Source organism: Pseudoflavonifractor phocaeensis, from assembly GCF_016901955.1.
GTDB classification, from domain to species: domain Bacteria; phylum Bacillota; class Clostridia; order Oscillospirales; family Oscillospiraceae; genus Flavonifractor; species Flavonifractor phocaeensis_A.
Genome location: NZ_JACJLC010000008.1, coordinates 41,818 through 64,518 on the forward strand (window position 1 = coordinate 41,818; position 22,701 = coordinate 64,518).

A 22,701-nucleotide genomic window follows, 5' to 3' on the forward strand; every position below is an offset into this window, starting at 1 on the left:
TTATTTCTTCTTGACGCCGGTCTTGCCTTCCTTGCGGCGGATGACCTCGTCGGTGTATTTGATGCCCTTGCCCTTATAAGGCTCGGGGGGACGCTTCTCGCGGACTTCGGCGGCGAACTGGCCGACCTTCTGCTTGTCGACGCCGCTGATGACGATCTTGTTGGCGCTGGGCACCTCGATGGAGATGCCGTCGATCTCCTCGACGATCACCTGATGGGAGAAGCCCAGGTTCATGACCAGCTTGTTGCCTTCCTTGGCCACACGGTAGCCGACGCCGTTCACGTCCAGCTCCTTCTTGTAGCCCTCGGTCACGCCCACCACCATGTTGTTCAGCAGGGTGCGGGTCAGGCCGTGGAGGCTGCGGTTCTCCTTCTCGTCATTGGGACGGGTGACATGGATCACATCGCCCTCCTGGGCAATGTTCATGTTGGGGTGCAGCTGCTGGGTCAGAGTGCCCTTGGGGCCCTTCACGGTAACCAGGTTACCGGCTTCGATCTTCACGTCCACACCGGCGGGGATGGAGATCGGCATTCTTCCGATACGAGACATATTCTACTCTCCCTCCTTACCAGACAAACGCCAGGACCTCGCCGCCGACATGAGCCGCGCGGGCGGCCTTGTCGGTCATGACGCCCTTGGACGTGGATACGATGGCAATGCCCAGGCCACGGAGGACGCGGGGCAGCTCGTCAGCACCGGCATAGACACGCAGGCCGGGCTTGGAAACGCGGCGAAGGCCGGTGATGACCTTCTCCTTGCCGGGGTTGTACTTCAGAGTTACGCGGATGACACCCTGAGTACCGTCGTCGATCAGCTGGAAGTTCTTGATATAGCCCTCGTCCAGCAGGATCTGCGCGATGGATTTCTTCATGTTGGACGCGGGAACGTCCACGGTGTCATGCTTCGCATTGTTCGCGTTGCGGATGCGGGTCAGCATATCCGCAATGGGGTCTGTGATGTGCATGAGTTTACCCTCCTTCTTGATTTACGGACCCGTGAGAAAGCCCGTTAAGGCGGCAAGGTATCGGAGTTCGCGAGGCTCCGACCTGTTAGCCGTCTGCCAAGGAAATATTATATCGTGAAAACCCCGCTGTGAAAAGTAGAAAATGTCGTATTCCAAAACTTTTGGAGGAATGCCCTAGCCACCCCCCAGCAGAGCGGCCCGGTTATTCACTTTTCACAGTAAGATCGCCACAATCAACGGGTTTTTCTCCTATACGGAGAATTTTACTTTTTGAACTTTTAGACAAATTCAAAAAGGGCGTAACGCAACGCAAGCGCCTGACGTGTGTTCCACGTCGGGCGCGGGCGCTTGCGTAACTGTTACGGTTCCTGCTTACCAGGAGGCCTTCTTCACACCGGGGATCTGGCCCTTGTAGGCCAGCTCGCGGAAGCAGATACGGCAGATGCCGTAGTCCCGCAGGTAGGCGTGGGGGCGGCCGCAGATCTTGCAGCGGTTGTAGCGGCGGGTGGAGAACTTGGGCTCCGCCTGCTGCTTCAGGATCATAGACTTCTTAGCCATTACGTTCTCCTCCTTTACCGGGCAAAGGGCGCGCCGATGAGGGTCAGCAGCTCTTTGGCCTCTTCGTCGGTCTTGGCGGTGGTGCAGATGACCACGTCCAGGCCGCGGATCTTGTCGATCTTGTCGTACTCGATCTCGGGGAAGATCAGCTGCTCCTTGATGCCCAGGGCATAGTTGCCGCGGCCGTCAAAGGAGTTGCCGTTGATGCCCCGGAAGTCACGGACACGGGGGAGGGCCACATTGAACAGGCGGTCCAGGAACTCCCACATCCGGTCGGCACGCAGGGTGACCTTGGCGCCGATGGGCATACCCTCGCGGAGCTTGAAGTTAGCCACGGACTTCTTGGCCTTGGTGATGATGGCCTTCTGACCGGTGATCTTGGTCAGGTCGCCCACCACAGCCTCCAGCACCTTGGAGTTGTCCCGGGCCTCGCCGCAGCCACAGTTGACCACGATCTTGTCGATGCGGGGGATCTCCATGGAGCTCTTGTAGCCGAACTTCTGCATGAGAGCAGGAGCGACCTCGGCCTGATACTTGGCCTTCAGATTGGGCATTTTCTTCTCAGACATGTTTCACTCCTCCTCTCTCAGATCTCGGCGCCGCACTTCTTGCAGACGCGGACCTTCTTGCCGTCGGCCAGCAGCTTGTGAGCGGGCCGGGTGGGCTTGTTGCACTTGGGGCAGACACGCTGCACCTTGCAGGCGTAGATGGGGGCTTCCTTCTTGATGATGCCGCCCTGCTCGCCCTGACGGCGGGGCTTGGTGTGACGGGAGACCACATTGACCTTCTCCACAACCACCTTGCCGTCCTTAGGCATAACCTCCAGGACCTTGCCCTGCTTGCCCTTGTCCTTGCCGGACAGAACGATAACGGTATCGTCCTTACGAATGCTCATCTTGTTCATGTCTTCTCCTACCCCCTTACAGCACTTCGGGAGCCAGGGACAGGATCTTCATATAATCCTTGTCGCGCAGCTCGCGGGCCACGGGCCCAAAGATACGGGTACCGCGGGGATTCTTGTCGTCCTTAATGAGAACGGCGGCGTTCTCGTCAAAGCGGACATAGCTGCCGTCGGCACGGCGAACGCCCTTGGCGGAACGGACGATAACGGCCTTGACGACCTCGCCCTTCTTCACGGTGCCGCCGGGCTGAGCCTTGCGCACGGAAGCCACCACAACGTCGCCGATGTTGCCGAACTTACGGCTGGAGCCGCCCAGCACACGGATGGTCTTGATCTCCTTGGCGCCGGTGTTGTCGGCCACCTTCAGATAAGTTTCCTGCTGAATCATACCGACACCTCCTTACTTCGCCTTTTCGATGATCTCAACGACCCGCCAACGCTTGTCCTTGGACAGGGGCCGGGTCTCCATGACCCGGACGCGGTCGCCGATGCCACACTCGTTCTTCTCGTCATGAGCCTTCAGCTTGTAGGTGCTCTTGACGATCTTCTTGTACAGGGGGTGGGCCACACGGTCGGCAATGGCCACCACCACGGTCTTGTCCATCTTATCGGAAACCACCAGGCCGACTCTGGTCTTACGGGAAGAAGTTCTGTTTTCCATGTTCTAGCTCCTCCTTCTTATCGGCCTGCGAGCTGCTGCTCACGGATGATGGTCTTTACACGGGCGATGTCCCGCTTGACCTCGGCGATCTTCACCGGGTTCTCCAGCTGATTGGTGGCATGCTGAAGACGGAGCTGGAAGAGATCCTTCTTCAGGTCGCCCAGCTTGCTCTCCAGCTCGCTGGCGCTCATCTTACGGATTTCAGTAGCCTTCATCTTCATTCACCACCATTCTCGGTCTCGGCGGTCTCTTTCGCCACGATCTTGCACTTGACAGGCAGCTTGTGGGAAGCGAGACGCAGGGCCTCGCGGGCGACCTCCTCGGAGACGCCGGCGATCTCGAACATAACACGGCCGGGCTTGACCACGGCCACCCAGTACTCGGGGGAGCCCTTACCGGAACCCATGCGGGTCTCAGCGGGCTTCTCGGTGATGGGCTTATCGGGGAAGATCTTGATCCAAACCTTACCGCCACGCTTGGTGTAACGGGTCATGGCGATACGGGCGGCCTCGATCTGGTTGCTGGTGATCCAGCTGGGCTCAACGGCCTGCAGGCCGAACTCACCGTAGGTCACGGTGTTGCCGCGCATGGCCTTGCCCTTCAGGCGGCCGCGATGCACGCGGCGGTATTTCACTCTCTTCGGCAGCAGCATTAGTTGGAGCCTCCTTCCTTGGGAGCAGCAGTGCGGGCGCCGCCCTGGGGACGGGCACCGCCCTGGGGACGGTTGTTGTTGAAGCCACCCTGGCGGTTGCCGCCGTTGCGGTTGAAGCCGCCGTTGCGGTTAAAGCCGCCCTTGCGGTCGCCGTCGCGGCGATCCCGGCGAGGACGCTGATCCCGCTCCTTGAAGTTCTTGGTGTCCAGGGTACGGGGGGTGGTACGCAGGGTCTGAGTGAGCACCTCGCCCTTGTAGATCCACACCTTCACGCCGATGCGGCCGTAGGTGGTGGCAGCCTCAGCAAAGCCGTAGTCGATGTCGGCCCGCAGGGTCTGCAGGGGGATGGTGCCGTCGTGATAGTGCTCGGTGCGGGCGATCTCAGCGCCGCCCAGACGGCCGGACACCTGGGTCTTGATGCCCCGGGCGCCCATACGCATGGCGCGACCCATGGCGTTCTTCATGGCCCGGCGGAAGCCGATGCGCTTCTCCAGCTGCTGGGCGATGTTCTCGGCCACCAGCTGAGCGTCCATATCGGGGCTCTTGACCTCAACGATGTTGAGGGCCACGGCCTTGCCGATCATCTTCTCCAGCTTCAGGCGCAGAGCCTCAATGGCCTCGCCGCCCTTGCCGATGACCACGCCGGGACGGGCGCAGTGCAGATAGATGCGCACCTTGGCGTTGTCACGCTCGATCTCGATCTTGGGGATACCGGCGGAATACAGGGTCTTCTTCAGGTAGTCCCGGATCTTCTTGTCCTCCACCAGCAGGTCGCCCACCTTCTCATTGCGGGCATACCAGCGGGAGTCCCAGTCCTTAATGACGCCCACGCGCAGGCCGTGGGGATTGACTTTCTGTCCCATATTCTTCCTCCTCCCTTAGCGCTCAGCCACAGCGATGGTGATGTGAGAAGTCCGCTTGTTGATCCGATAGGCGCGGCCCTGGGCCCGGGGCATCATCCGCTTGATGATGGGGCCGGGGCAGGCGAACACCTGGGAAACATACAGCTTCTCGGGATCCATCTGGTGGTTGTTCTCCGCGTTGGCGGCGGCGCTCTTGAGGAGCTTCAGCAGCAGCTCGGAGGCGGCCTTGGGGGTGGTCATCAGAATGGCGTTGGCCTGGGCCACGCTCTTGCCGCGGATCAGGTCGCAGACGATCTGGACCTTGCGGGGAGAGATACGGGCATATCTCAGATGTGCTTTAGCTTCCATGTTCTCTCTCTCCTCCTTACTTACCAGTCTTGCTGCCGGCGTGGCCGCGGAAGGTACGGGTGGGGGCGAACTCGCCCAGCTTGTGGCCAACCATATCCTCGGTGACGTAGACGGGCACATGCTTGCGGCCGTCGTGCACGGCAAAGGTGTGACCGACAAAGGAGGGGAAGATGGTGGAGGCGCGGCTCCAGGTCTTCAGCACCTTCTTCTCGCCAGTCTGGTTCATCTCATCGACCCGCTTCAGCAGCTCGGGGGCGCAAAAGGGGCCTTTCTTGATACTTCTGCTCATCTTTTACTGCCTCCCTTACTTCGCGTTGCGGTGCTTCACGATGAACTTCTCGGTGCGGTTCTTGCCCTTGCGGGTCTTGTAACCCATGGCGGGCTTGCCCCAAGGAGTCACAGGGCCGGGACGACCGACGGGGCTCTTGCCCTCGCCGCCGCCGTGGGGGTGGTCATTGGGGTTCATGACGGAGCCGCGGACGGTGGGCCGCCAGCCCATGTGGCGCTTACGGCCGGCCTTACCGATCTGGATGTTGGCCCAGTCGGTGTTGCCAACCTGACCGATGGTGGCCTTGCACTCCTCACGGACGTAGCGGACCTCGCCGGAGGGCAGACGGACCTGAGCCATGCCGTTCTCCTTGGCCATGAGCTGAGCGGCCTCGCCGGCGGCGCGGACCAGCTGAGCGCCCTTGCCGGGGTAGAGCTCCACACAGTGGATCATCTCGCCCACGGGGATGTTGGCGATGGGCAGGCAGTTGCCGGGCAGGATGTCGGCCTCGGGGCCGGTCATGATGATGTGGCCGGCCTTCAGACCCACGGGAGCCAGGATATAGCGCTTCTCGCCGTCCTCGTACTGGATCAGGGCGATGTTGGCGGAGCGGTTGGGGTCGTACTGCAGGTTGATGACAGTAGCGGTGCCCTCTTTGTTGCGCTTGAAGTCGATGATGCGGTACTTCTTCTTGTTGCCGCCGCCGCGATGGCGGACGGTGATGCGGCCGTAGCTGTTGCGGCCGGCATTCTTCTTCAGGTTCTCCAGCAGGCTGCGCTCGGGCTTGGCCTTCTTATCGATGCCCTCGAAGGCGCTCACGGTCATGTGGCGGCGGGAGGGCGTAGTGGGCTTATAAGTTTTGATAGCCATTGTTCCTTCTCCTCCTTACACCATGCCCTCGAAGAACTCGATGGTCTTGGAGTCCTCGGTCAGGGTAACCATAGCCTTCTTCCAGTTGGCCCGGCGGCCGGCGGGGAAGCGGCCGGTGCGCTTGGCCTTGCCCTGCATGTTCAGGGTGTTGACCTTGGCCACCTTCACGCCGAAGATCTCCTCCACGGCCTTGGCGATCTCGATCTTGTTCGCGTCCTTGGCCACCTCGAAGGTGTACTTCTTGGCCTCGGTCTCGGCCATGGACTGCTCGGTGATGATGGGGCGCTTGATGATATCATAAGCGGTGGTAGCCATTACGCAAACACCTCCTCGATGACGGCCAGGGCCGCCTTGTCAACGATAAACTTGCCAGCGTTCACGATGTCGTACACGCTGAGGATCTTGGCGGTGGTGGTCACCACGCCGGGAATGTTGCGGGCGGACTTGAGCACGTTCTCGTTCACCTCGGGGGTGACGACCACGGCCTTCTTGGCGCCCACGGTGTTCAGGAAGCCCTGCATGGTCTTGGTCTTGATGGCATCCAGGTCCAGGCCGTCCACCACGATCACGTTGCCCTCAGCCGCCTTGGCGGACAGGGCGGACTTCAGGGCCAGGCGCTTGACCTTCTTGTTCAGCACGTAGCTGTAGTCCCGGGGCTTGGGGGCGAACACGATGCCGCCGTGGGTCCACTGGGGAGCCCGGGTGGAGCCCTGACGGGCCCGGCCGGTGCCCTTCTGGCGCCAGGGCTTGATGCCGCCGCCGGAGACCTCGGCGCGGGTCAGAGCACTCTGGGTGCCCTGCCGGCAGTTGGCCAGGTGGTTCTTGACCACCTCGTGGACGACGGTCTGATTGGGCTCGATCCCGAACACAGCTTCGGAGAGCTCCACTTCGCCGACCTGGTTGCCGGCCATGTTCACAAGAATTGCCTTAGGCATTTGAGTTCTCTCCTTTCTTACTTGTTACGGGCGGAAGCCTTCTGGGGATTGACGCGGGCGGAAGCCTTCTGCGGGTTGACGCTGATGGCGGCGGCGGCACCCTTCTCCTTGACGTTGATCACGGAGTTGCGCAGGTACACGATGCCGCCCTTGGGGCCGGGGATAGCGCCGCGCACGGCGATGATGCCCAGCTCGGAGTCCACCTTGATAACGTCCAGGTTCAGAACAGTGACCTGCTCGTTGCCCATCTGGCCGGCGCCGATCTTGCCCTTGAAGATACGGGAGGGATCGGTGCTGGAGCCCATGGAGCCGGCGTGACGGTGCACAGGGCCGGTACCGTGGGATTCCTTCAGGCGGGCGGCGCCATGGCGCTTGATGACGCCCTGGTAGCCGTGGCCCTTGCTGATGCCGGTCACGTCCACCCGGTCGCCCTCGGCGAACACATCGGCCTTCACCTCGTCGCCCACGTTGAGGGCGTCGCAGTTGGCCAGCTTGAACTCCTTCAGGGTCTTCTTCCGGGCCTCGCCGGCCTTCTTCAGGTGACCCAGCTCAGGCTTGGTGAGCTTCTTCTCGGCTACGTCCTCGTAGCCCAGCTGCACGGCGTTGTAGCCGTCCTTTTCCTCGGTCTTCTTCTGCACCACGGTGCAGGGGCCCGCCTCAATGACGGTGACCGGGATGACCTTGCCGGCTTCGTCGAAGATCTGCGTCATGCCGACCTTCTTGCCGATAATGGCCTTTTCCATGTTTTTTCCTCCTTATTAAGGTTATTGGTCGGGAGAGTTACCCATCGGGCCGGTATTGCTCTCGCGACTTGACCCGCCTGTCTCAAATAACGCGACAGGCCGCGGTACTAACAAAGGAATGGTCGCTGTTATCACGCTTCGCCTGTTCGCAACGCGGTCACTGTTCACCGCTCCGCGAAAAATGCCGCTCCGCCTTCGGCGTCGCCTGTTTTTTCGTCTGCGCGGTTCACTGTGCCGCTGCTCACGACGGCTCAGGCGCTTACAGCTTGATCTCGATCTCCACGCCGGCGGGGAGCTCCAGGCTCATCAGGGCCTCGACGGTCTTGGGAGAGGGCTTGAGGATGTCGATCAGGCGCTTGTGGGTGCGGCGCTCGAACTGCTCCCGGCTGTCCTTGTACTTGTGGACGGCCCGCAGGATGGTGACGACCTCCTTCTTGGTGGGCAGAGGGATGGGGCCGGACACGGAAGCGCCGGTGCGCTTGGCGGTCTCAACGATCTTCTCAGCGCTCTGGTCGATGAGCTGGTGATCGTAGGCCTTCAGACGGATGCGGATCATTTCTTTCTGAGCTGCCATGGTGTTTGTTCCTCCTTAAACATACGAAGTGGTGCGCTCTGGCCGGGTCCACGGGGCCTCGGCGCGGTGTTTTCCTCGCTTCGTACGGTGAGAGATTTCAGTACACGTTTCCGTGCGTATCACTCCGTGACATGAAGAAAACCGGCACAAGCAGGCCGGTTTACTCCATGCATGGCGATATACGCCGCGCACAGATCCCTCAGCCGCCCGATTCTAGCTCGGACATACTCCGCGGAAGTTACCTCATTGCTGAGCAATCTCCCGCATCATCGCACAATGCGCCCCAAACAGGCGCTTGATAATGATACACTCAAACCGAGGGACTGTCAAGGGCTTTCCCGTTTTTTTCGCAAAATTTTTCTCCAGTCCAGGGCGGGGCTCATGAGCACCGGCTGGGCCAGCAGCAAAAGGGCAGGCAGGATGGAGTAGTGGTACCGCCCCGCCACCTCCACCAGCATCTGGGCGCAGGTGAGCCCCAGGATATACAGGGGCAGCAGCAGCATGGCGGACCGGTCGTTCCGCCGCCACAGTACCACCGCCCCCGCCGCCCCCAGCAGCAGGACGGCATAGTAGAAGGTATTGCACAGCAGGGAGAACGCCTCGTGGTGGCGGAGCACCGCCCGGGAGTAATTTACGCAGGCGTCGTCGGTGCCCATCAGATTTTTCATCTTCTCCTTCATCAGGGCGGGGAAATTGATCTGACCGGAGGTGATGCGCTCCTTGGCGGCCTCCATTGCCTTCTCCTGGGCCTGCTGGGCGGTGGCCCCCGGCTCATTGCTGAAGGAGAAGAGCAGGTCGCTGTCCCCCTGGTTCCACTGGCCGCTGTAGTTGTAGTTGAACCCCACCAGGAAGCTGTAGCCCGAGCTGGTGGCCGGCTCCTCCCCGATGCGGGCGGCCAGATGGGCGTTCCACAGGGGACCGGTGACCAGATAGGCCGCCAGCGTCAGCCCCACCAGGGGCAGCCAGTACCGCCGGCCCTCCCGGCGGCCCAGCTCCTCCGGCTTCAGGCAGAACCGCCAGATCACCAGGGCAATGAGCACCACTGCGGCGATGGGCCGCACTCCCTGGAACAGCCGCAGCAGCACCCCCGCCGCCAGGCCCACCACTACCGGCAGCTTCTTTCCCTCCTCCGCCCAGGCGATAAGGGTCAGCACCGCCAGCAGCAGGGTGGTGTACAGGGGCTCGGACAGGGCAAAGACGTTATACATGGTCTGGGAGGGGCAGGCGATCCACAGCAGATAGACCGAGATCCCCCCGGCCAGGCCCCACCACCGCTTGCCGATGAGGAAGAGGAAGCTGCCCGAGATGGCAGTGAGGACCACGTTGACCCACTGGGCCACCAGCTCTCCCTCCCCGAACAGCCGGATAAACCAGCTCAGGAAGGAGGAGTAGCCGAACACATGGGGAAAAAGGGCCATATACCGGCCGTAGGCCAGCGTATCCTGCTGGGCCAGCTGCTGGGCGTAGGACCAGAAGGTGGCGTAGTCGTAGGCCTGGGGCACCCGCACCAGCAGGATCCAGGCCCCCTTAACCGCCAGGCACAGCAGGGTGAGAATCACCCAGGCCCACAGGGGCCCCAGCCTGGCCAGCAGCCGGGACAGCAGAGGCAGCACCAGCACCATGGCGGCCAGGGCCAGCAGGCCCAGCCCGAAGGCTTTTTGGGTCTCGCCGTTTTGAAACGCCCCCAGATACAGGGTGCAGGCCATCAGGGCGATAAACAGGGCCAGCATGATCCGGGTCAACAGAGCGGGCAGAGCCCCCAGACAGGTTTTCATGGTGTACGCTCCTTTCCGTTTCTCTGTGACAGAAATTCTATCCCCCACCCCTCCTTCTGTCAAGTCCGGGTCGATGCGCCCGTTGGCCGCCAGTCCCGTTCATCCGTCCAAAAGCAGCCCCGCCGGCGGTTCCAGCGGGGCTGCTTTGGAAAGAAATCGTCCCAAACCGTGTGGGGCCACCCATCAGGGCAGCTTGTCCGCCAACAACTTTTTCATCTCCGCAGCGTCGATGGGCTGCCCGGTGAAGTACTCCAGGGCCAGCACCGCCTGATTTACCAGCAGACCCAGCCCGTTCACCGTCTTGTGGCCCCGGTGTCTGGCCTGCCACAGCAGCTCGGTCTCAGCGGGGGCGTAGATGAGATCCACCACCGCCGTACCCGTTTTCAGCCCGTCCAGAAAGGTGAAGTCCTCAAACTGCCCGGCGGCCCCCTCCATGCCCAGGGAGGTGCAGTTTACCAGCAGGTCACAGGCGGTCGCCTCCTTATATAAGGTGGCCCGGTCAAATCCGGCGGGGCGCATATGGAGGGGGTCGAAGGCGCACAGCTCCTCCGCCTTCTCCACCGTGCGGTTGCACACCGTCAGCTGCGCCCCCGCCTGGACCAGCTTGAGGCACACCGCCTTGGCGGCGCCTCCCGCCCCCAGGATGAGGATCTTCATCCCCGCCGGGTGGATGCCCTCGTCGTCCAGGGCCCGGAGGAACCCCTCCCCGTCGGTGTTGTAGCCGTAAGCCTTTCCATCCCGGATGCACACCGTGTTCACCGCTCCGATGAGCCGGGCGTCCCCGTCCAGCTCATCCATCAGGGGCACCAGCTCCTCCTTGTGGGGCATGGTGGCGTTGAACCCGGCGTAGCCGGCGAACTTGGCGCAGTCCAGCCACTGCTTACACTGCCCCCGGGGCACCGGCTGGCACAGGTACACATAGTCCAGCCCCAGGGCCTTCAGCATGGTATTGTGGAGCAGGGGGGACTTGGAGTGGCCCACCGGGTCCCCGATGACGCAGAGCTTTCGGGTGGAATTTTTCACTTCTACCTTCATATCGATCTCTCTCCGTTCCTCTACCGGCCGGTGGTCAGGGAGGGCGGCGTTCACCGCCAGGGCAATGAGCAGGCCCACAATGGTCTCGATCATCCGGGCAATGGCGTAATAGTACCGGGTCACTCCAGTGACCCCGGTGATAAGAATGACGCAGGGCAGGATGCAGGCCATACCGCAGGCGGTGGGCCGCTTGATGAGCAGGCAGAGCCACACCCCTGCCACACACACCGCCCCCAGCACCAGGGTTTTGAGCCAAAAATTCTCCAGGGCGGGGCCCAGCAGCAGGGTGGCGGTGCCCAGCACGCCGCCCACCAGCACGCCGATGAGACGGGACAGACCCTGATGGAAGGTCTGGCCCAAGGTGCTCTGGGTGCAGATGATGCAGGCGATGCAGGCGTACAGGGGCCCCATCTGGCCCAGCACACCCCCCAGCTCCTCCCGATAGGTGAGCCCGAAGGGGAGGAAGAGGGCGTAGGATACCATCACCGCCACGGCGGTCTTGATGACCCGCATACCGATGCGGGGCAGGGGTACAGAGGGATGTTTCATGCTTTCTCCTTATTTATGATGGAAGCTCTCATGGATTAGTTTCTCTGGAGAGAAAGTAACCAATGGCCGCCTCGTAGCCGTAGAGTCCCAGGCCACAGATCTGCCCTACGCAGGCGGGGGCGGTGACGCTCTTGTGGCGGAACTCCTCCCGCTGGTGGACGTTGGAGATGTGGACCTCGATGCAGGGCGCGTCCACCGCCTTCAGGGCGTCCAGGATGGCGTAGGAGTAGTGGGTGTAGGCCCCGGGGTTCATGATGATGGCGTCGTACACCCCATCGGCCCCGTGGATGGCGTCGAGGATGGCCCCCTCGTGGTTGGACTGGAAGCAGTCCGCCGTGGAGCCGTGGGCAGCGGCAAAGTCCTTCAGCCGCCGGCACAGGGCCTCATAGGTATTCTGCCCGTAAATACCCGGCTCCCGCTTGCCCAGCAGGTTCAGGTTGGGCCCGTTGATGATGAGGAATTTCATACCCTCGCCTCCTGTTCATAAAGAGCGGCGATCTGTTCCGCCGCCGCCTGGGCGGTATCGGTGTTGGAAATGGTATACTGAGCGTATTTTCGATAGAGCTCGATCCGCTCCGTATACAGTTTTTTCAGCTTATCCGGCTGGCTGCCCACCAGGGGCCGACCGCTGTGGTCCTCCCCGATGATAGCCTCCAGGGCCCGGTCCCGGAAGAAGATCACCCCGGTGGCCCCCAGGGCCTCCATGTTCTCCGGCCGGAGGACCATCCCCCCGCCGGTGGCGATGACCGTCCCCTCCAGCCCGGCGGCCTGCCGGGCGGCGGCAGTCTCCCGGTCCCGGAAGGCCAACTCCCCCTCCGCGGCAAAGATCTCCGGGATGGTGGCCCCGGCGGCCCGCTCCACCAGCTCGTCGGTGTCCACCAGGGGCAGGTCCAGCAGCTGGGCCAGGATGCGGCCCACGGCGGTCTTGCCGCAGCCGGGCATGCCGATGAGCACGATGTTCTTCCTCATGGCCGCTCCTCCCAGGCCCGGTAGTTCCCCAGGATCCGGAACTCCGCCGCCAGCTGGCTCAGCTCATGGAGCACCCCGTCCATGCCGTCGGCGGCCAGATCGCCGGTGAAGTCCAGAAAGAACAGGTACTCCCAGCCCCGGCCGGGAATGGGCCGGGACTCCAGCTTCAGCAGGTTCAGGCCCTGGACGGCGAAGATGGTGAGGATCTCGTGGAGGGAGCCGCTCTGGTGGGGCAGGCGGAACATGGCGCTGATCTTGTTCCGGCCGGGCCGCAGCTCGGGAACAGGGGACACCACGGCAAACCGGGTGTGGTTCATGGTGTTATAGTTGACCCCTTCTGCCAGGATATGGAGGCCATAGAGCTCCGCCGCCCGGCGGGAGCAGATGGCGGCGGCGGTCCGGTCCCCGGTCTGGGCCACCAGCTTGGCAGACCCGGCGGTGTCCAGGGTGGGCACCCGCTTCCACTCCCGGTGACTGTCCAGGTACTTTTCGCACTGCATCAGCCCCTGCTCATGGGAGTACACCGTCTGAATGTCCTCCAGAGCCACCCCGGGCAGGGCCATAAGGCAGTGTACCACCGGCACCTGCCACTCCCCCACGATGGAATAGCGGTACTGGGCCAGCAGATCGTACACCTGGCGGATGGAGCCGGTGGAGGAGTTCTCCACCGGCAGCACGGCGTAGTCGGCCTCGCCCCCCTCCAGGGCGGCGAACACGTCGGTGAACCAGGCCTTGCCGGCGCTGTTCACCTCCCTGCCGAAAAAGCCCACGGCGGCCTCCTCGCTGTAGCACCCCGGTTCCCCCTGGTAGGCAACCCGGGGATTGGCCACCGGCTGGCGCGCCCGGGCCAGGTCGGCCAGCCAGGAGGCGTAGCCCGGGTCCTCCGCCCCCTCCTTCACCAGGTGGCGCTGCTGGCGGCGGGAGATGGCCATGATGCTCTCATACAGGGCGGCCAGATCGGCCTTCCGGGCGGGGTCATCGGTGAGGGCGGCCCGGGCGGCAATGACCTCTTTTTCCCGCCCGGCGTCCAGCACCGGGATACCCTGACCCTGCTTATATTCCCCCACTTTCCCGGTGACCTCCATCCGCTCCAGGAAAAGGCGGACCAGTTCCCCGTCGATGCGGTCGATCTCCCGGCGGTATTGCTCCAGTTCGGTCATATCCATTCGCTCCTTTACAACCCCAGCACCTGGCAGGCGGCCAGGGCGGCGGCAGCCTCGATCACCGGCACCGCCCGGGGGACGATGCAGGGGTCGTGCCGGCCCTTGATCTCGATCTCCACCTCTTCCCCGGTGCGCAGGTCCACGCTCTCCTGGGGCAGGGAGATGGAAGGCGTGGGCCGGATGGTGACCTCAAAGGTCACCGGCATGCCGTTGGTGATGCCCCCGTTGACCCCACCGGCGTGGTTGGTGCGGGTGACCACCTTTCCGTCCCGTACCTCAAAGGGGTCGTTGGCCTCGCTGCCCCGCATGAGGGAGAAGGCCACCCCGGCGCCGAAGTCCACCCCCTTGACGGCAGGGACGGCAAAGAGGTACTGGGAAAAAACCCCCTCCACGTTGCAGCCGAAGTCGGGGGCACCCAGCCCGGCGGGCAGGCCGGTGACGGCGCACTCGATGGCGCCTCCCACACTGTCCTGCTCCTCCTTGGCCTCCAGAATGGCCTGGCGCATCTCCTCCCCCTTGCCGTCGTCCAGCACGGGGAAGGCTTTGGCGGCCACCCCTTTCAGGTCCTCGGTGTCCTCCAGGGAGGCGTCGCAGATGCCGTAGATGGAGCTGATGTGGGCTCCCACCCACACGCCCCGACCGGCCAGCACCTGCTTGGCCACCGCCCCGGCGGCCACCAGGGGGGCGGTGAGCCGGCCGGAGAAGTGGCCGCCCCCCCGATAATCCAGGCAGCCCTGGCTTTTGATGAATCCGGCGTAGTCCCCATGGCCCGGCCGGGGGGTGTAGCGGATGGATTCATAATCGCCGGAGTGCTGGTCGGCATTGCGGATCACCATGGCCAGGGGGGCCCCGGTGGTCTTGCCCTCAAACACCCCGGACAGCACCTCCACCCGGTCGCTCTCCTTGCGGGCAGTGGCGGTGGGGTCCTGGCCCGGTTTGCGCCGGTCCAGCTCCTTCTGCACCTGCTCCAGGTCCAGGTCCAGCCCGGCGGGCACCCCCTCCACCACCACGCCGATGGCAGGGCCGTGGGATTCGCCAAAGATCATATGTCGCATAATCGTTCCTCCAATGGTCGGGCGGTCCGGAGGCCCGCCCCTACGTCCTTTTCCACAGGGGGCGGCGTCCCCGACGCCCCGTTATCCCCGGGCGATCCTCCCGCCCAGGGCCTCGTAGTCCCGCCAGAACTCCGGATAGGATTTCTGTACGCACTCCGCCCCGTCAATGGTCACCGGCTCCTCGCACCGGATGGCGGCGATGGCGGCCATCATGGCGATACGGTGGTCGTTGTGGCCGGACACCTCCACCCCGCCGGGAAGCCGGTCTTTTCCAGTGATGGTCAGGGCGTCGGGGTGCTCCTCCACCTGGCCCCCCAGGGCACCCAGCACCTGGGTGACGGTGGCCAGCCGGTCGCTCTCCTTGATGCGCAGCCGTCCGGCGTTGACAATATGGGTGACCTGCCCCCGCCGCAGGGCGGCCATGGCCGCCAGAGGAGGCACCAGGTCGGGGCACTGGCTCACATCCAGCTCCACCGGCCCCTCTCCCTGTAATTTCATATAATAGGGCACGATGCACATATCCCCCTGGGTGGAAAAGGCATTGAGCCCTTGGATCTCCAGATCACAGCCCAGGCTGATGGCGGCATACCAGAAAGCAGCGTTGGACCAGTCGGCCTCGACGGTCAGGTCCCGGGCCTGATAGGTCTGATTTCCCGGCACCCGGAAGGTACTCTCCCCGTCGTAGTCCGCCCGCACCCCGAACTGCTCCAGGGCGTCCAGAGTCATGTCCACATACCCCCGGGATTCCAGGGGGGTGGTCAGTAAGATCCGGCTGTCCCCCGGCAGCAGGGGGAGGGCGTACAGCAGTCCGGTGATAAACTGGGAGGACACGTCCCCCGGCAGGACATAGTCCCCCGGCTCCAGCCTGCCCTCCACCGTCAGCATTCCCTCCGCCTGCCGGTAGGAGATCCCCCGCTCTCGGAAAAGAGCGAAATAGGGCTCCTGGGGCCGCTCCATCAGCCGCCCGCGGCCGGTAAAGCGGCCGCCCCCCCGGAGTGCCAGGGCCACCGGGATAAGGAAGCGGAGGGTGGAGCCGCTCTCCCCACAATCCAGCAGGGGCAGGTCCTCCCCCGGCTCTTTCAGGGCGGCCATGCACCGGAGAGTAGCGTCGATGTCCTGGGAGTGCGTAATGTGCCCGATATGGCTCTCCCCCGCCCCCAGGGCGGCGGCAATGATGAGCCGGTGGGCCTGGGATTTGGAGGAGGGCGGCGTAATGGTCCCTTTTAATAAGGTAGGGGTAACGGTGATCCTCATGCCAGCGCCTCCAGCAGAGCAGCCTTGTCCATCCGCCAGGGGATGGCATGTCCCAGCTCCTCCAACACGATAAGGGAGATCTGCTCCCCCGTTCCCTTCTTGTCCAGCCCCACAGCAGCGGCGTACTCTGCCCCGGTACAGGGGATGGCGGTGGGCAGGCCCAGGGCCTCCAGCAGACCGGCGATCTTCTCAGCCGTTCCCGCCGGTGTAACCCCCAGGGAGGTCCCCAGCCGGGCGGCTTTTACCATCCCGGCGGCCACCGCCTGGCCGTGGGTCCAGGTCTGGTAGTGCCCCGCCAGCTCATAGGCGTGGCCCAGGGTGTGGCCGAAGTTGAGCAGCATCCGCTCCCCGGTGTCCCGCTCATCCCGTTCCACTACCATCCGTTTAATATTACAGCAGGTATACAAAATGTGTTCAATTTCTCCCATCAGGGCAGTTCGATCCGGACGCTGGGCCAGGAAGGCAAAGAAGGCCCCGTCCTTGATGCAGCCGTACTTCACCACCTCGGCCATGCCGTCGGCAAAGGTGGCGTCGGGCAGGGTTTCCAGCACCTCCGGGTCCATGAGCACCAGCCGGGGCTGCCAGAAGGCCCCGGCCAGATTCTTCCCGGCCTCCAGGTCGATGGCTACCTTGCCTCCCACGGAGGAGTCCACCTGGGCCAGCAGGGTAGTAGGGATCTGGACAAAGTCCACCCCCCGGAGGATGGTGGCGGCGGCAAAGCCCGCCAGGTCCCCCACCACGCCGCCGCCCAGGGCCACCACGGCGTCGGTGCGGGTGAGGCGGGCGGCCATCATGGCCTCCCACAGTCCGGCCAGCTGGCCGGCGCACTTGGAAGACTCTCCGGCCGGGATCACGTGGCTGCTCACCTGGAACCCGGCGGCGGCCAGGCTGTCCGCCGTTGTTTGCAGATACAGCGGGGCCACGTTGGCGTCGGTGACCACAAACAGCCGCCCGGCCTTGGGGAGGGCCTTGCGGCAACACTCCCCTGCCCGGGCCAGCAGCCCTCGCTGGATGAGAATATCATAGCTGCGCCCCGGCAGGGACACGGTGAGAGTTTTCATAGCCGCTTCGTCCTTTCCCGCGCGGTGGGCCGTCAAGCCGCGAGCCCTTCGCGCCTCGTTTTATTTTACCAGTGTCTTCCCCACCAGGTCAACCAGAGCGGTGACCTTGTGCATCAGGGCGTCAAAGTTCTGAGGGGTGAGGGACTGCTGTCCGTCGCACTTGGCGTGGGCGGGGTCGTTGTGGACCTCGATGATAAGGCCGTCGGCGCCGGCGGCCACAGCGGCCAGGGCCAGGGGCTCCACCATCCAGTACATCCCGGCTGCGTGGGAGGGGTCCACGATGATAGGCAGGTGGCTCATCTGCTTGATGGCGGGGATAGCGGACACGTCCAGGGTGTTGCGGGTGTAGGTCTCAAAGGTGCGCATCCCCCGCTCGCACAGGATCACGTTCTCGTTGCCCTCGCTCATGATATACTCGGCGGACATGATCCATTCCTCGTAGGTATTGGACAGCCCCCGCTTCAGGAGGATGGGTTTGCTCATCTTACCCACCTCTTTGAGCAGCTCGAAGTTCTGCATGTTCCGGGCCCCCACCTGGACCACATCCACCTCCCGCTCGAAGAGGTCGCACATCCGGGGGTCCATGATTTCGGTGACGATGGGCAGGCCGGTCTTGGCCCGGGCCTCCATCAGCAGGTCCAGCCCGGCGGTCCCCATGCCCTGAAAGGAATAGGGGGAGGTGCGGGGCTTGAAGGCGCCTCCCCGGAGCAGGGCGGCGCCGGAGGCCTTCACATCCTCAGCCACGGCGCAGATCTGTTCCTCGCTTTCCACCGAACAGGGGCCGGCAATGACCGAAAAGTTTCCGCCGCCGATCTTGGCCTTGCCTACGCTCACCACCGTGTCCTCCGGGTGGAACTTCCGGTTGGCCTTTTTATAGGGCTCCTGGACCCGCATGACCCGCTCCACGTTGGGATCAATGGAGATCTTGTCCATATCCACGGCGGTGGTATCGCCCACCAGGCCCAGAATGGTGCAGCCCACGCCGTTGGTGACGCCGATCTCCAGGCCCTGCTCCTTCAGCTTTTCCACCAGACGCTGGATACTCTCCTGGCTGGTACCGGGCTTCATGACGACTACCATAACAAACATCCTTTCAAACAAAAAATAAGAAAAGGGCGCCCATTGATGAACTCAATGAGCGCCCAGCATACAAACAGGCTCTATGGGGCCTTCGCCCCACCCATTTCATTCATCCCTCTGATTTCCCCATGCCAAAAAAGCCGGCGCCCATAAATCGAGCCCAGCCAAAGGAAAACAGGAAGGATGCGGTTGTGAGGGAGCGGTGTGCCATGGTACGGTTCCTCACTTCTCAAAACAGGTTGGAGTCATTATACCCCTTGGTTTTTCAAATTGCAACCGGGATTTTGTACAAAGCCCCGGGCCATTTCGGCCCGGTCTCTCTCAATTCTGAGCCTCTACCGCCGGGATATGCCGCAGCAGCCGCCACAGGCAGAGGGCAAAGAGCACCGAGCTGATGGACCAGGTCAGAGGGTAGGCCCAGTACACCACCCGGATATCGGGGATGAGCCGGACGGTTACGGTGATATAGGTGATGCGCAGGGCACACCACACCGACAGCATGATGGCCATAGGTACGATAGGCCGGCCCATGCCCCGGAGGATACCGGCGGAGCAGTGGGAGAAGGACAGCAGGCAGTAAAACAGGGATACGGTGCGGGCGTAGGCCACCCCGAAGGCCACCACCTCGGGCTCGCTGTTGAAGGCGGCCACCAGCACCGGGGAAGCGGTAAAAATGATGACGCCAATGACCTCGGCCAGCAGGGGACTGCACAGCAGGCCGAACCGCATTCCCGCCCGCACCCGGTCAAACCGCCGGGCCCCCAGGTTCTGGCTGACAAAGGTGGACAGGGCCAGGGCAAAGCAGGTCACCGGCAAAAAGGCAAAGCCCTCGATGCGGCTGTAGGCCCCGCAGCCCGCCATGGCCGCCGAGTCAAAGGAATTGATGTTGGCCTGGACGATGACGTTGGCCAGGGAGATCACCGAGTTCTGCACCCCGGAGGGCAGTCCCAGAGTGATGATCTGCCGGAAGGCGGGTCCCTGGAACCCCACCCGCCGCCAGGTCACCTTGTAGCATTCCCCGGTGCGGGTGAGCTTGCGGAAGGCCAGGAAGGCGGACAGGCACTGGCTGAGGATGGTGGCCAGGGCGGCGCTGCCCACCCCCAGATTCAGCACCGCCACAAACAGCAGGTCCAGCACCACATTGGCCGCCGAGGCCGCCAGCAGATACTTCATGGGGCTGCGGCTGTCCCCCACCGACTGGAGGATGCTGGCCCCCATGTTGTAGAGCACCACGGCGGAGGAGCCCAGGAAGTACACCCGGAAGTAGAGGATGGAGCTGTCGATGACGTCGGTGGGGGTACCGATCCACCGCAGCAGCTGGGGAGTGAGGGCCACCCCCAGCACGGTGAGCGCCGCCCCGGCGCACAGTCCCAGGGCCACGGTAGTATGGATGGCCCGGCTCATGCGCTCCTCGTCCTCCGCCCCGTAGTACCGGGCGATGAGCACTCCCGCTCCCAGGGACACGCCGTTGATAAACCCGATGAGCAGCATGATCATGCTGCTGGAGGAGCTCACCGCCGCCAGGGCGGGCCGGCCGATAAAGTTTCCTACAATAAGGGAATCCACGGCGTTGTACAGCTGCTGGAACAGGTTGCTGAAAAAGATGGGCAGGGCGAAGGTCAGCATTTTTTTGGGGACGCTGCCCTCCGTCAGCCGGTTGTGCCCGGTGTGGTCCACTGGAAGTCATCTCCGCTCTCATACTCATGTCCCTCCATTATCCTCGCCCCCGGACGAATTGTCAAGGCCGGGGCAATCACCCTTTGGGCCGGATGGAATAGGATGGAGCAGTCACGGAGAACGGAGGAGCGGGTCATGAGAAGTGAGTTGAACATCTGGGTGGCGGGAGGCGACCTGCGCCAGGCCAAACTGGCGGAGCTGCTGGCCGCCGACGGTCACACGGTACATACCTATGCCCTGGACTGCGGGGAGCCCCTGTCCGGGGTGCTGCCGGAGTCCGGGCCCGCCGGAGCGGCTCTGGCGGACTGCGTCATCCTTCCTCTGCCGGCGGAGGAGGAGGGCGGGCTGCTCCACGCCCCCCTGTGGAAGGAACCGGTGCCTCTGACCTCCCTGCTGGCCCCCCTGCGGCCCGGTCAGCTGGTGTGCGCGGGAATGGCGGGCCCCGGCCTCACTGCCCTGGCGGAAGCGCGGGGGCTGATCCTCCGGGACTATTTCGCCCGGGAGGAGCTGGCGGTAGCCAACGCGGTGCCCACCGCGGAGGGCGCCATCCAGCTGGCCATGGAGGAGCTGCCCATCACCCTCCACCGGGCCCGGGTACTGGTACTGGGCTGCGGCCGAATCAGCCGGGCGCTGGCCCCCCGGCTGGTGGCTCTGGGAGCCAGAGTCAGCGTGGCCGCCCGGAAATGGGCCCACCTGGCCTGGGCGGAGAGCTGGGGATGCACCGGGGAGCACATCGGCCAGCTGGAGGGCTGGCTGTGCGGCTATGACCTGGTGATCAATACCGTTCCCGCCCCGGTGCTGGGTGAGGTCCAGCTGGCCGACCTGAAGCCGGGCTGTCTGGTCATCGATCTGGCCTCCAAGCCCGGCGGCGTGGACTTCCAGGCCGCCGCCCGCCTGGGGGTCAAGGTGATCTGGGCCCTGTCCCTGCCAGGCAAGGTGGCCCCGGTCACAGCCGGCCAGTGCATCCAGACCACCATTTACAACATATTGCATGAAATGGGAGTGTGAGCATGGATACGACTAAGGTGGGATTCGCCTTTTGCGGCTCCTTTTGTACATTGAGCATGGCCATGGCCGCCCTGGAGAAGGTAAAGGCCCGGTTTGGGGACGTGACCCCCATCGTGTCGGAGCATACCGCCGCTTTCGACACCCGCTTCGGCCCCGCCCACGAGTTTATGCGGGAGATGGAACGGATCTGCGACAGGCGGGTCATCGACACCCTGGTGAAGGCGGAGCCCATCGGCCCCAAAAAGCTGCTGGATGTGCTGGTGATCTGCCCCTGCACCGGCAACACCCTGGCCAAGCTGGCGGGCGGCATCACCGACACCACGGTGACCCTGGCAGCCAAGGCTCATTTGCGCAACGGCCGGCCGGTGGTCATCTGTCCCGCCACCAACGACGGTCTGGCAGCCTCCGCCAAGAACATTGGCCAGCTGCTGGACAAAAAGCACGTCTACTTCGTGCCCTTCCGTCAGGATGATCCCCAGGGCAAGCCCACCTCCCTGGTGGGGGAGTTTTCCCTGGTGGTGCCGGCAATCGAAGCCGCCCTGGAGGGCCGCCAGCTCCAGCCCCTGCTGCTGGGCAGTTAAAAAACGGGCCTGCTGCGCAATCGCAGCAGGCCTGTTTTGCTTGTCTGTCAAATGGTTCAGCCCTCTTCCAGGGGGATCAGCCCCCGGTTGATCTTGAAGGTCAGGATCCGCTGGACGCTCTTGTCCAATCGCTCCTGGGAGATGAGGCCGTTGTCCACCGCAGCCGTCAGGGCGTCGATGGTGCCGTCCAGATCGCCGGGGCACAGGAGCACATCCACACCGGCCTGGATGGCCATCACCGCCGCCTGGCCGCCGGTATAATACTTGGTAAGGGCGGACATCTGCATGGCGTCGGTCATGACTAGGCCGTCGTAGCCCATCTCCTCCCGGAGCAGACCGGTGACCATCTCATAGGACAGGGGGGCGGGGACGTCGTCCAGGTCGGGCACAATGATATGGCCCATCATCACGGCGTCGGCTCCCGCCTCAATGCCCGCCAGGAAGGGGACCAGCTCCCCCTCCCACAGCTCTTCCCGGGTGCGGTAGAGGTAAGCGGCCCCATAGTGGGAGTCAGTGGAGGTGCCGCCGTGGCCAGGGAAGTGCTTGAGCACCGACCCCACGCCGCCGGCGTGGAAGCCCTCCACCGCCGCCGACACCAGCTCTGCCGCCGTGTCAAAATCGGTGCTGTAGGCCCGGTCGCCGATGACGGTGTTCTCCGGGTTGGTCCACACGTCGGCCACCGGGGCCAGGTCGGTATTGAAGCCGCACCGGCTCAGGTCGGAGGCAATGGTGTAGGCGTTCTCATAGGCCTTCTCCGGGCCCTGGTCCTCATAGTCCAGCATGGCGTCCACCCAGGTGGTGCCCACGGTGCTCATCAGCCGGGTGACCCGCCCCCCCTCCTCGTCACAGGTGAGGATCAGGGGGATCTTGGCGTAGCTCTGGGTTGTGGTGAGCATTTGGGTGAGCTGGCTCTGGCTGAGCATGTTGGGCCCCCGGTACAGGATGCCGCAAATGGGGTATTTCTCCAGCCCTTCCCGGGTGGCCTCCCCCGCCTGGGTGGCGGTGCCCACGCCGGTGATATCCTCGGGCGCCACAATGATGAGCTGGCAGATCTTCTCATACTGGCTCAGCTCCTCTGTCATGGCCGCCGCCCGGGCCGCTGTCCGCTCCTCCACCGTGGGGGTGGGCGTAGGGGTGGGGGTTGGAGTCGCCGTGGG

General features: G+C 63.7%; 30 protein-coding genes. 2 read left to right on the plus strand and 28 right to left on the minus strand.

Annotated features, from left to right (window positions below; genetic code table 11):
* The 27 genes from rplF to H6B51_RS03415 all read right to left on the minus strand — a co-directional run bounded on the left by rplF (position 1) and on the right by H6B51_RS03415 (position 19,955).
* Positions 1–549, minus strand: coding sequence for a 50S ribosomal protein L6 (gene rplF, locus H6B51_RS03285; protein WP_204882316.1), 549 nt, complete (start codon positions 547–549; stop codon positions 1–3).
* 16 nt (positions 550–565) lie between these two features.
* On the minus strand, positions 566–964 hold the full coding sequence (gene rpsH / locus H6B51_RS03290) for a 30S ribosomal protein S8 (protein ID WP_204882317.1): 399 nt from the start codon (positions 962–964) through the stop codon (positions 566–568).
* 372 nt (positions 965–1,336) lie between these two features.
* Positions 1,337–1,522: a type Z 30S ribosomal protein S14 gene (locus H6B51_RS03295; protein ID WP_006573415.1), complete on the minus strand. Its 186-nt coding sequence runs from the start codon at positions 1,520–1,522 to the stop codon at positions 1,337–1,339.
* A 14-nt stretch (positions 1,523–1,536) separates the two neighbouring features.
* The gene (gene rplE, locus H6B51_RS03300; RefSeq protein WP_275967496.1) at positions 1,537–2,091 is read right to left on the minus strand and encodes a 50S ribosomal protein L5; all 555 of its coding nucleotides are present in this window, start codon (positions 2,089–2,091) and stop codon (positions 1,537–1,539) included.
* 17 nt (positions 2,092–2,108) lie between these two features.
* The gene (gene rplX, locus H6B51_RS03305; protein WP_243421114.1) at positions 2,109–2,426 is read right to left on the minus strand and encodes a 50S ribosomal protein L24; all 318 of its coding nucleotides are present in this window, start codon (positions 2,424–2,426) and stop codon (positions 2,109–2,111) included.
* Positions 2,427–2,442: 16 nt separating this feature from the next.
* Complete coding sequence (gene rplN, locus H6B51_RS03310; protein WP_204882318.1) at positions 2,443–2,811, minus strand: 50S ribosomal protein L14; 369 nt, start codon at positions 2,809–2,811, stop codon at positions 2,443–2,445.
* A gap of 12 nt (positions 2,812–2,823) precedes the next feature.
* Positions 2,824–3,084 carry a 30S ribosomal protein S17 gene (gene rpsQ, locus H6B51_RS03315; protein ID WP_007494646.1) on the minus strand — a complete coding sequence of 87 codons (261 nt, stop codon included), beginning with the start codon at positions 3,082–3,084 and terminating at the stop codon, positions 2,824–2,826.
* 17 nt (positions 3,085–3,101) lie between these two features.
* A complete protein-coding gene (gene rpmC / locus H6B51_RS03320) occupies positions 3,102–3,305 on the minus strand; it encodes a 50S ribosomal protein L29 (RefSeq protein ID WP_470382107.1) in 204 nt (67 codons plus the stop codon).
* Positions 3,302–3,736, minus strand: coding sequence for a 50S ribosomal protein L16 (gene rplP, locus H6B51_RS03325; protein WP_204882320.1), 435 nt, complete (start codon positions 3,734–3,736; stop codon positions 3,302–3,304). Before rplP ends, rpmC begins: the two co-directional genes overlap by 4 nt.
* Positions 3,736–4,599: a 30S ribosomal protein S3 gene (gene rpsC, locus H6B51_RS03330; protein ID WP_204882321.1), complete on the minus strand. Its 864-nt coding sequence runs from the start codon at positions 4,597–4,599 to the stop codon at positions 3,736–3,738. Before rpsC ends, rplP begins: the two co-directional genes overlap by 1 nt.
* A gap of 15 nt (positions 4,600–4,614) precedes the next feature.
* Positions 4,615–4,947, minus strand: a complete 333-nt coding sequence (gene rplV / locus H6B51_RS03335) for a 50S ribosomal protein L22 (protein ID WP_204882322.1) — start codon at positions 4,945–4,947, stop codon at positions 4,615–4,617.
* Between the two features lie 16 nt (positions 4,948–4,963).
* Positions 4,964–5,236 carry a 30S ribosomal protein S19 gene (gene rpsS / locus H6B51_RS03340; RefSeq protein ID WP_007494656.1) on the minus strand — a complete coding sequence of 91 codons (273 nt, stop codon included), beginning with the start codon at positions 5,234–5,236 and terminating at the stop codon, positions 4,964–4,966.
* Between the two features lie 15 nt (positions 5,237–5,251).
* The gene (rplB, locus tag H6B51_RS03345; RefSeq protein WP_204882323.1) at positions 5,252–6,085 is read right to left on the minus strand and encodes a 50S ribosomal protein L2; all 834 of its coding nucleotides are present in this window, start codon (positions 6,083–6,085) and stop codon (positions 5,252–5,254) included.
* 15 nt (positions 6,086–6,100) lie between these two features.
* A complete protein-coding gene (rplW, locus tag H6B51_RS03350; RefSeq protein WP_087240965.1) occupies positions 6,101–6,400 on the minus strand; it encodes a 50S ribosomal protein L23 in 300 nt (99 codons plus the stop codon).
* Positions 6,400–7,020 carry a 50S ribosomal protein L4 gene (gene rplD / locus H6B51_RS03355; protein WP_204882324.1) on the minus strand — a complete coding sequence of 207 codons (621 nt, stop codon included), beginning with the start codon at positions 7,018–7,020 and terminating at the stop codon, positions 6,400–6,402. The genes rplW and rplD overlap by 1 nt, the downstream gene beginning before the upstream one ends.
* Positions 7,021–7,037: 17 nt before the next feature.
* Complete coding sequence (rplC, locus tag H6B51_RS03360; RefSeq protein WP_204882325.1) at positions 7,038–7,763, minus strand: 50S ribosomal protein L3; 726 nt, start codon at positions 7,761–7,763, stop codon at positions 7,038–7,040.
* Positions 7,764–8,022: 259 nt separating this feature from the next.
* The gene (gene rpsJ, locus H6B51_RS03365) at positions 8,023–8,337 is read right to left on the minus strand and encodes a 30S ribosomal protein S10 (protein WP_006573401.1); all 315 of its coding nucleotides are present in this window, start codon (positions 8,335–8,337) and stop codon (positions 8,023–8,025) included.
* Positions 8,338–8,663: 326 nt separating this feature from the next.
* Positions 8,664–10,112, minus strand: a complete 1,449-nt coding sequence (locus H6B51_RS03370) for a glycosyltransferase family 39 protein (RefSeq protein ID WP_204882326.1) — start codon at positions 10,110–10,112, stop codon at positions 8,664–8,666.
* Positions 10,113–10,295: 183 nt separating this feature from the next.
* On the minus strand, positions 10,296–11,696 hold the full coding sequence (gene aroE, locus H6B51_RS03375; RefSeq protein ID WP_204882327.1) for a shikimate dehydrogenase: 1,401 nt from the start codon (positions 11,694–11,696) through the stop codon (positions 10,296–10,298).
* 28 nt (positions 11,697–11,724) lie between these two features.
* Positions 11,725–12,162, minus strand: coding sequence for a type II 3-dehydroquinate dehydratase (gene aroQ, locus H6B51_RS03380; RefSeq protein WP_204882328.1), 438 nt, complete (start codon positions 12,160–12,162; stop codon positions 11,725–11,727).
* Complete coding sequence (locus tag H6B51_RS03385) at positions 12,159–12,665, minus strand: shikimate kinase (protein ID WP_204882329.1); 507 nt, start codon at positions 12,663–12,665, stop codon at positions 12,159–12,161. Before H6B51_RS03385 ends, aroQ begins: the two co-directional genes overlap by 4 nt.
* Positions 12,662–13,825, minus strand: a complete 1,164-nt coding sequence (gene pheA, locus H6B51_RS03390; RefSeq protein WP_204882330.1) for a prephenate dehydratase — start codon at positions 13,823–13,825, stop codon at positions 12,662–12,664. Before pheA ends, H6B51_RS03385 begins: the two co-directional genes overlap by 4 nt.
* Before the next feature lie 14 nt (positions 13,826–13,839).
* Complete coding sequence (gene aroC, locus H6B51_RS03395; protein ID WP_418055055.1) at positions 13,840–14,838, minus strand: chorismate synthase; 999 nt, start codon at positions 14,836–14,838, stop codon at positions 13,840–13,842.
* A 126-nt stretch (positions 14,839–14,964) separates the two neighbouring features.
* Positions 14,965–16,137, minus strand: a complete 1,173-nt coding sequence (locus tag H6B51_RS03400; protein ID WP_204882332.1) for a 3-phosphoshikimate 1-carboxyvinyltransferase — start codon at positions 16,135–16,137, stop codon at positions 14,965–14,967.
* Positions 16,134–17,198, minus strand: a complete 1,065-nt coding sequence (aroB, locus tag H6B51_RS03405; protein WP_204882333.1) for a 3-dehydroquinate synthase — start codon at positions 17,196–17,198, stop codon at positions 16,134–16,136. The genes H6B51_RS03400 and aroB overlap by 4 nt, the downstream gene beginning before the upstream one ends.
* Positions 17,199–17,258: 60 nt before the next feature.
* Positions 17,259–18,278, minus strand: a complete 1,020-nt coding sequence (aroF, locus tag H6B51_RS03410) for a 3-deoxy-7-phosphoheptulonate synthase (RefSeq protein ID WP_204882334.1) — start codon at positions 18,276–18,278, stop codon at positions 17,259–17,261.
* A 321-nt stretch (positions 18,279–18,599) separates the two neighbouring features.
* Positions 18,600–19,955, minus strand: coding sequence for an MATE family efflux transporter (locus H6B51_RS03415; protein WP_335342097.1), 1,356 nt, complete (start codon positions 19,953–19,955; stop codon positions 18,600–18,602).
* Between the two features lie 135 nt (positions 19,956–20,090).
* Between H6B51_RS03415 and dpsA the strand changes: the two genes are divergently transcribed.
* Together dpsA and H6B51_RS03425 are read left to right on the plus strand one after the other, a co-directional pair.
* Entirely contained in the window at positions 20,091–20,963 is an 873-nt protein-coding gene (dpsA, locus tag H6B51_RS03420; RefSeq protein ID WP_204882335.1) for a dipicolinate synthase subunit DpsA, read from the plus strand.
* 2 nt (positions 20,964–20,965) lie between these two features.
* Positions 20,966–21,544: a dipicolinate synthase subunit B gene (locus H6B51_RS03425; RefSeq protein WP_204882336.1), complete on the plus strand. Its 579-nt coding sequence runs from the start codon at positions 20,966–20,968 to the stop codon at positions 21,542–21,544.
* Between the two features lie 56 nt (positions 21,545–21,600).
* Here H6B51_RS03425 and H6B51_RS03430 read toward each other — a convergent pair.
* On the minus strand, positions 21,601–22,701 hold a 1,101-nt coding region (locus H6B51_RS03430), incomplete at its 5' end, for a glycoside hydrolase family 3 protein (RefSeq protein WP_204882337.1).

What these genes read in the sequence shown, in the direction of transcription:
- rplN (WP_204882318.1), bottom strand. Translation starts at nt 2,811, where the DNA reads ATGATTCAGCAGGAAACTTATCTGAAGGTGGCCGACAACACCGGCGCC.
- rpsQ (WP_007494646.1), bottom strand. Translation starts at nt 3,084, where the DNA reads ATGGAAAACAGAACTTCTTCCCGTAAGACCAGAGTCGGCCTGGTGGTT.
- rpsJ (WP_006573401.1), bottom strand. Translation starts at nt 8,337, where the DNA reads ATGGCAGCTCAGAAAGAAATGATCCGCATCCGTCTGAAGGCCTACGAT.
- aroF (WP_204882334.1), bottom strand. Translation starts at nt 18,278, where the DNA reads ATGGTAGTCGTCATGAAGCCCGGTACCAGCCAGGAGAGTATCCAGCGT.
- H6B51_RS03425 (WP_204882336.1), top strand. Translation starts at nt 20,966, where the DNA reads ATGGATACGACTAAGGTGGGATTCGCCTTTTGCGGCTCCTTTTGTACA.
- rplC (WP_204882325.1), bottom strand. Translation starts at nt 7,763, where the DNA reads ATGGAAAAGGCCATTATCGGCAAGAAGGTCGGCATGACGCAGATCTTC.
- H6B51_RS03370 (WP_204882326.1), bottom strand. Translation starts at nt 10,112, where the DNA reads ATGAAAACCTGTCTGGGGGCTCTGCCCGCTCTGTTGACCCGGATCATG.
- rplV (WP_204882322.1), bottom strand. Translation starts at nt 4,947, where the DNA reads ATGGAAGCTAAAGCACATCTGAGATATGCCCGTATCTCTCCCCGCAAG.
- rpsS (WP_007494656.1), bottom strand. Translation starts at nt 5,236, where the DNA reads ATGAGCAGAAGTATCAAGAAAGGCCCCTTTTGCGCCCCCGAGCTGCTG.
- rplB (WP_204882323.1), bottom strand. Translation starts at nt 6,085, where the DNA reads ATGGCTATCAAAACTTATAAGCCCACTACGCCCTCCCGCCGCCACATG.
- rpsH (WP_204882317.1), bottom strand. Translation starts at nt 964, where the DNA reads ATGCACATCACAGACCCCATTGCGGATATGCTGACCCGCATCCGCAAC.
- H6B51_RS03400 (WP_204882332.1), bottom strand. Translation starts at nt 16,137, where the DNA reads ATGAGGATCACCGTTACCCCTACCTTATTAAAAGGGACCATTACGCCG.
- rplF (WP_204882316.1), bottom strand. Translation starts at nt 549, where the DNA reads ATGTCTCGTATCGGAAGAATGCCGATCTCCATCCCCGCCGGTGTGGAC.
- rpmC (WP_470382107.1), bottom strand. Translation starts at nt 3,305, where the DNA reads ATGAAGATGAAGGCTACTGAAATCCGTAAGATGAGCGCCAGCGAGCTG.
- rplD (WP_204882324.1), bottom strand. Translation starts at nt 7,020, where the DNA reads ATGCCTAAGGCAATTCTTGTGAACATGGCCGGCAACCAGGTCGGCGAA.
- dpsA (WP_204882335.1), top strand. Translation starts at nt 20,091, where the DNA reads ATGAGAAGTGAGTTGAACATCTGGGTGGCGGGAGGCGACCTGCGCCAG.
- rplW (WP_087240965.1), bottom strand. Translation starts at nt 6,400, where the DNA reads ATGGCTACCACCGCTTATGATATCATCAAGCGCCCCATCATCACCGAG.
- H6B51_RS03385 (WP_204882329.1), bottom strand. Translation starts at nt 12,665, where the DNA reads ATGAGGAAGAACATCGTGCTCATCGGCATGCCCGGCTGCGGCAAGACC.
- rplP (WP_204882320.1), bottom strand. Translation starts at nt 3,736, where the DNA reads ATGCTGCTGCCGAAGAGAGTGAAATACCGCCGCGTGCATCGCGGCCGC.
- rplX (WP_243421114.1), bottom strand. Translation starts at nt 2,426, where the DNA reads ATGAACAAGATGAGCATTCGTAAGGACGATACCGTTATCGTTCTGTCC.
- H6B51_RS03295 (WP_006573415.1), bottom strand. Translation starts at nt 1,522, where the DNA reads ATGGCTAAGAAGTCTATGATCCTGAAGCAGCAGGCGGAGCCCAAGTTC.
- rpsC (WP_204882321.1), bottom strand. Translation starts at nt 4,599, where the DNA reads ATGGGACAGAAAGTCAATCCCCACGGCCTGCGCGTGGGCGTCATTAAG.
- rplE (WP_275967496.1), bottom strand. Translation starts at nt 2,091, where the DNA reads ATGTCTGAGAAGAAAATGCCCAATCTGAAGGCCAAGTATCAGGCCGAG.
- aroB (WP_204882333.1), bottom strand. Translation starts at nt 17,198, where the DNA reads ATGAAAACTCTCACCGTGTCCCTGCCGGGGCGCAGCTATGATATTCTC.
- aroQ (WP_204882328.1), bottom strand. Translation starts at nt 12,162, where the DNA reads ATGAAATTCCTCATCATCAACGGGCCCAACCTGAACCTGCTGGGCAAG.
- pheA (WP_204882330.1), bottom strand. Translation starts at nt 13,825, where the DNA reads ATGACCGAACTGGAGCAATACCGCCGGGAGATCGACCGCATCGACGGG.
- aroE (WP_204882327.1), bottom strand. Translation starts at nt 11,696, where the DNA reads ATGAAACATCCCTCTGTACCCCTGCCCCGCATCGGTATGCGGGTCATC.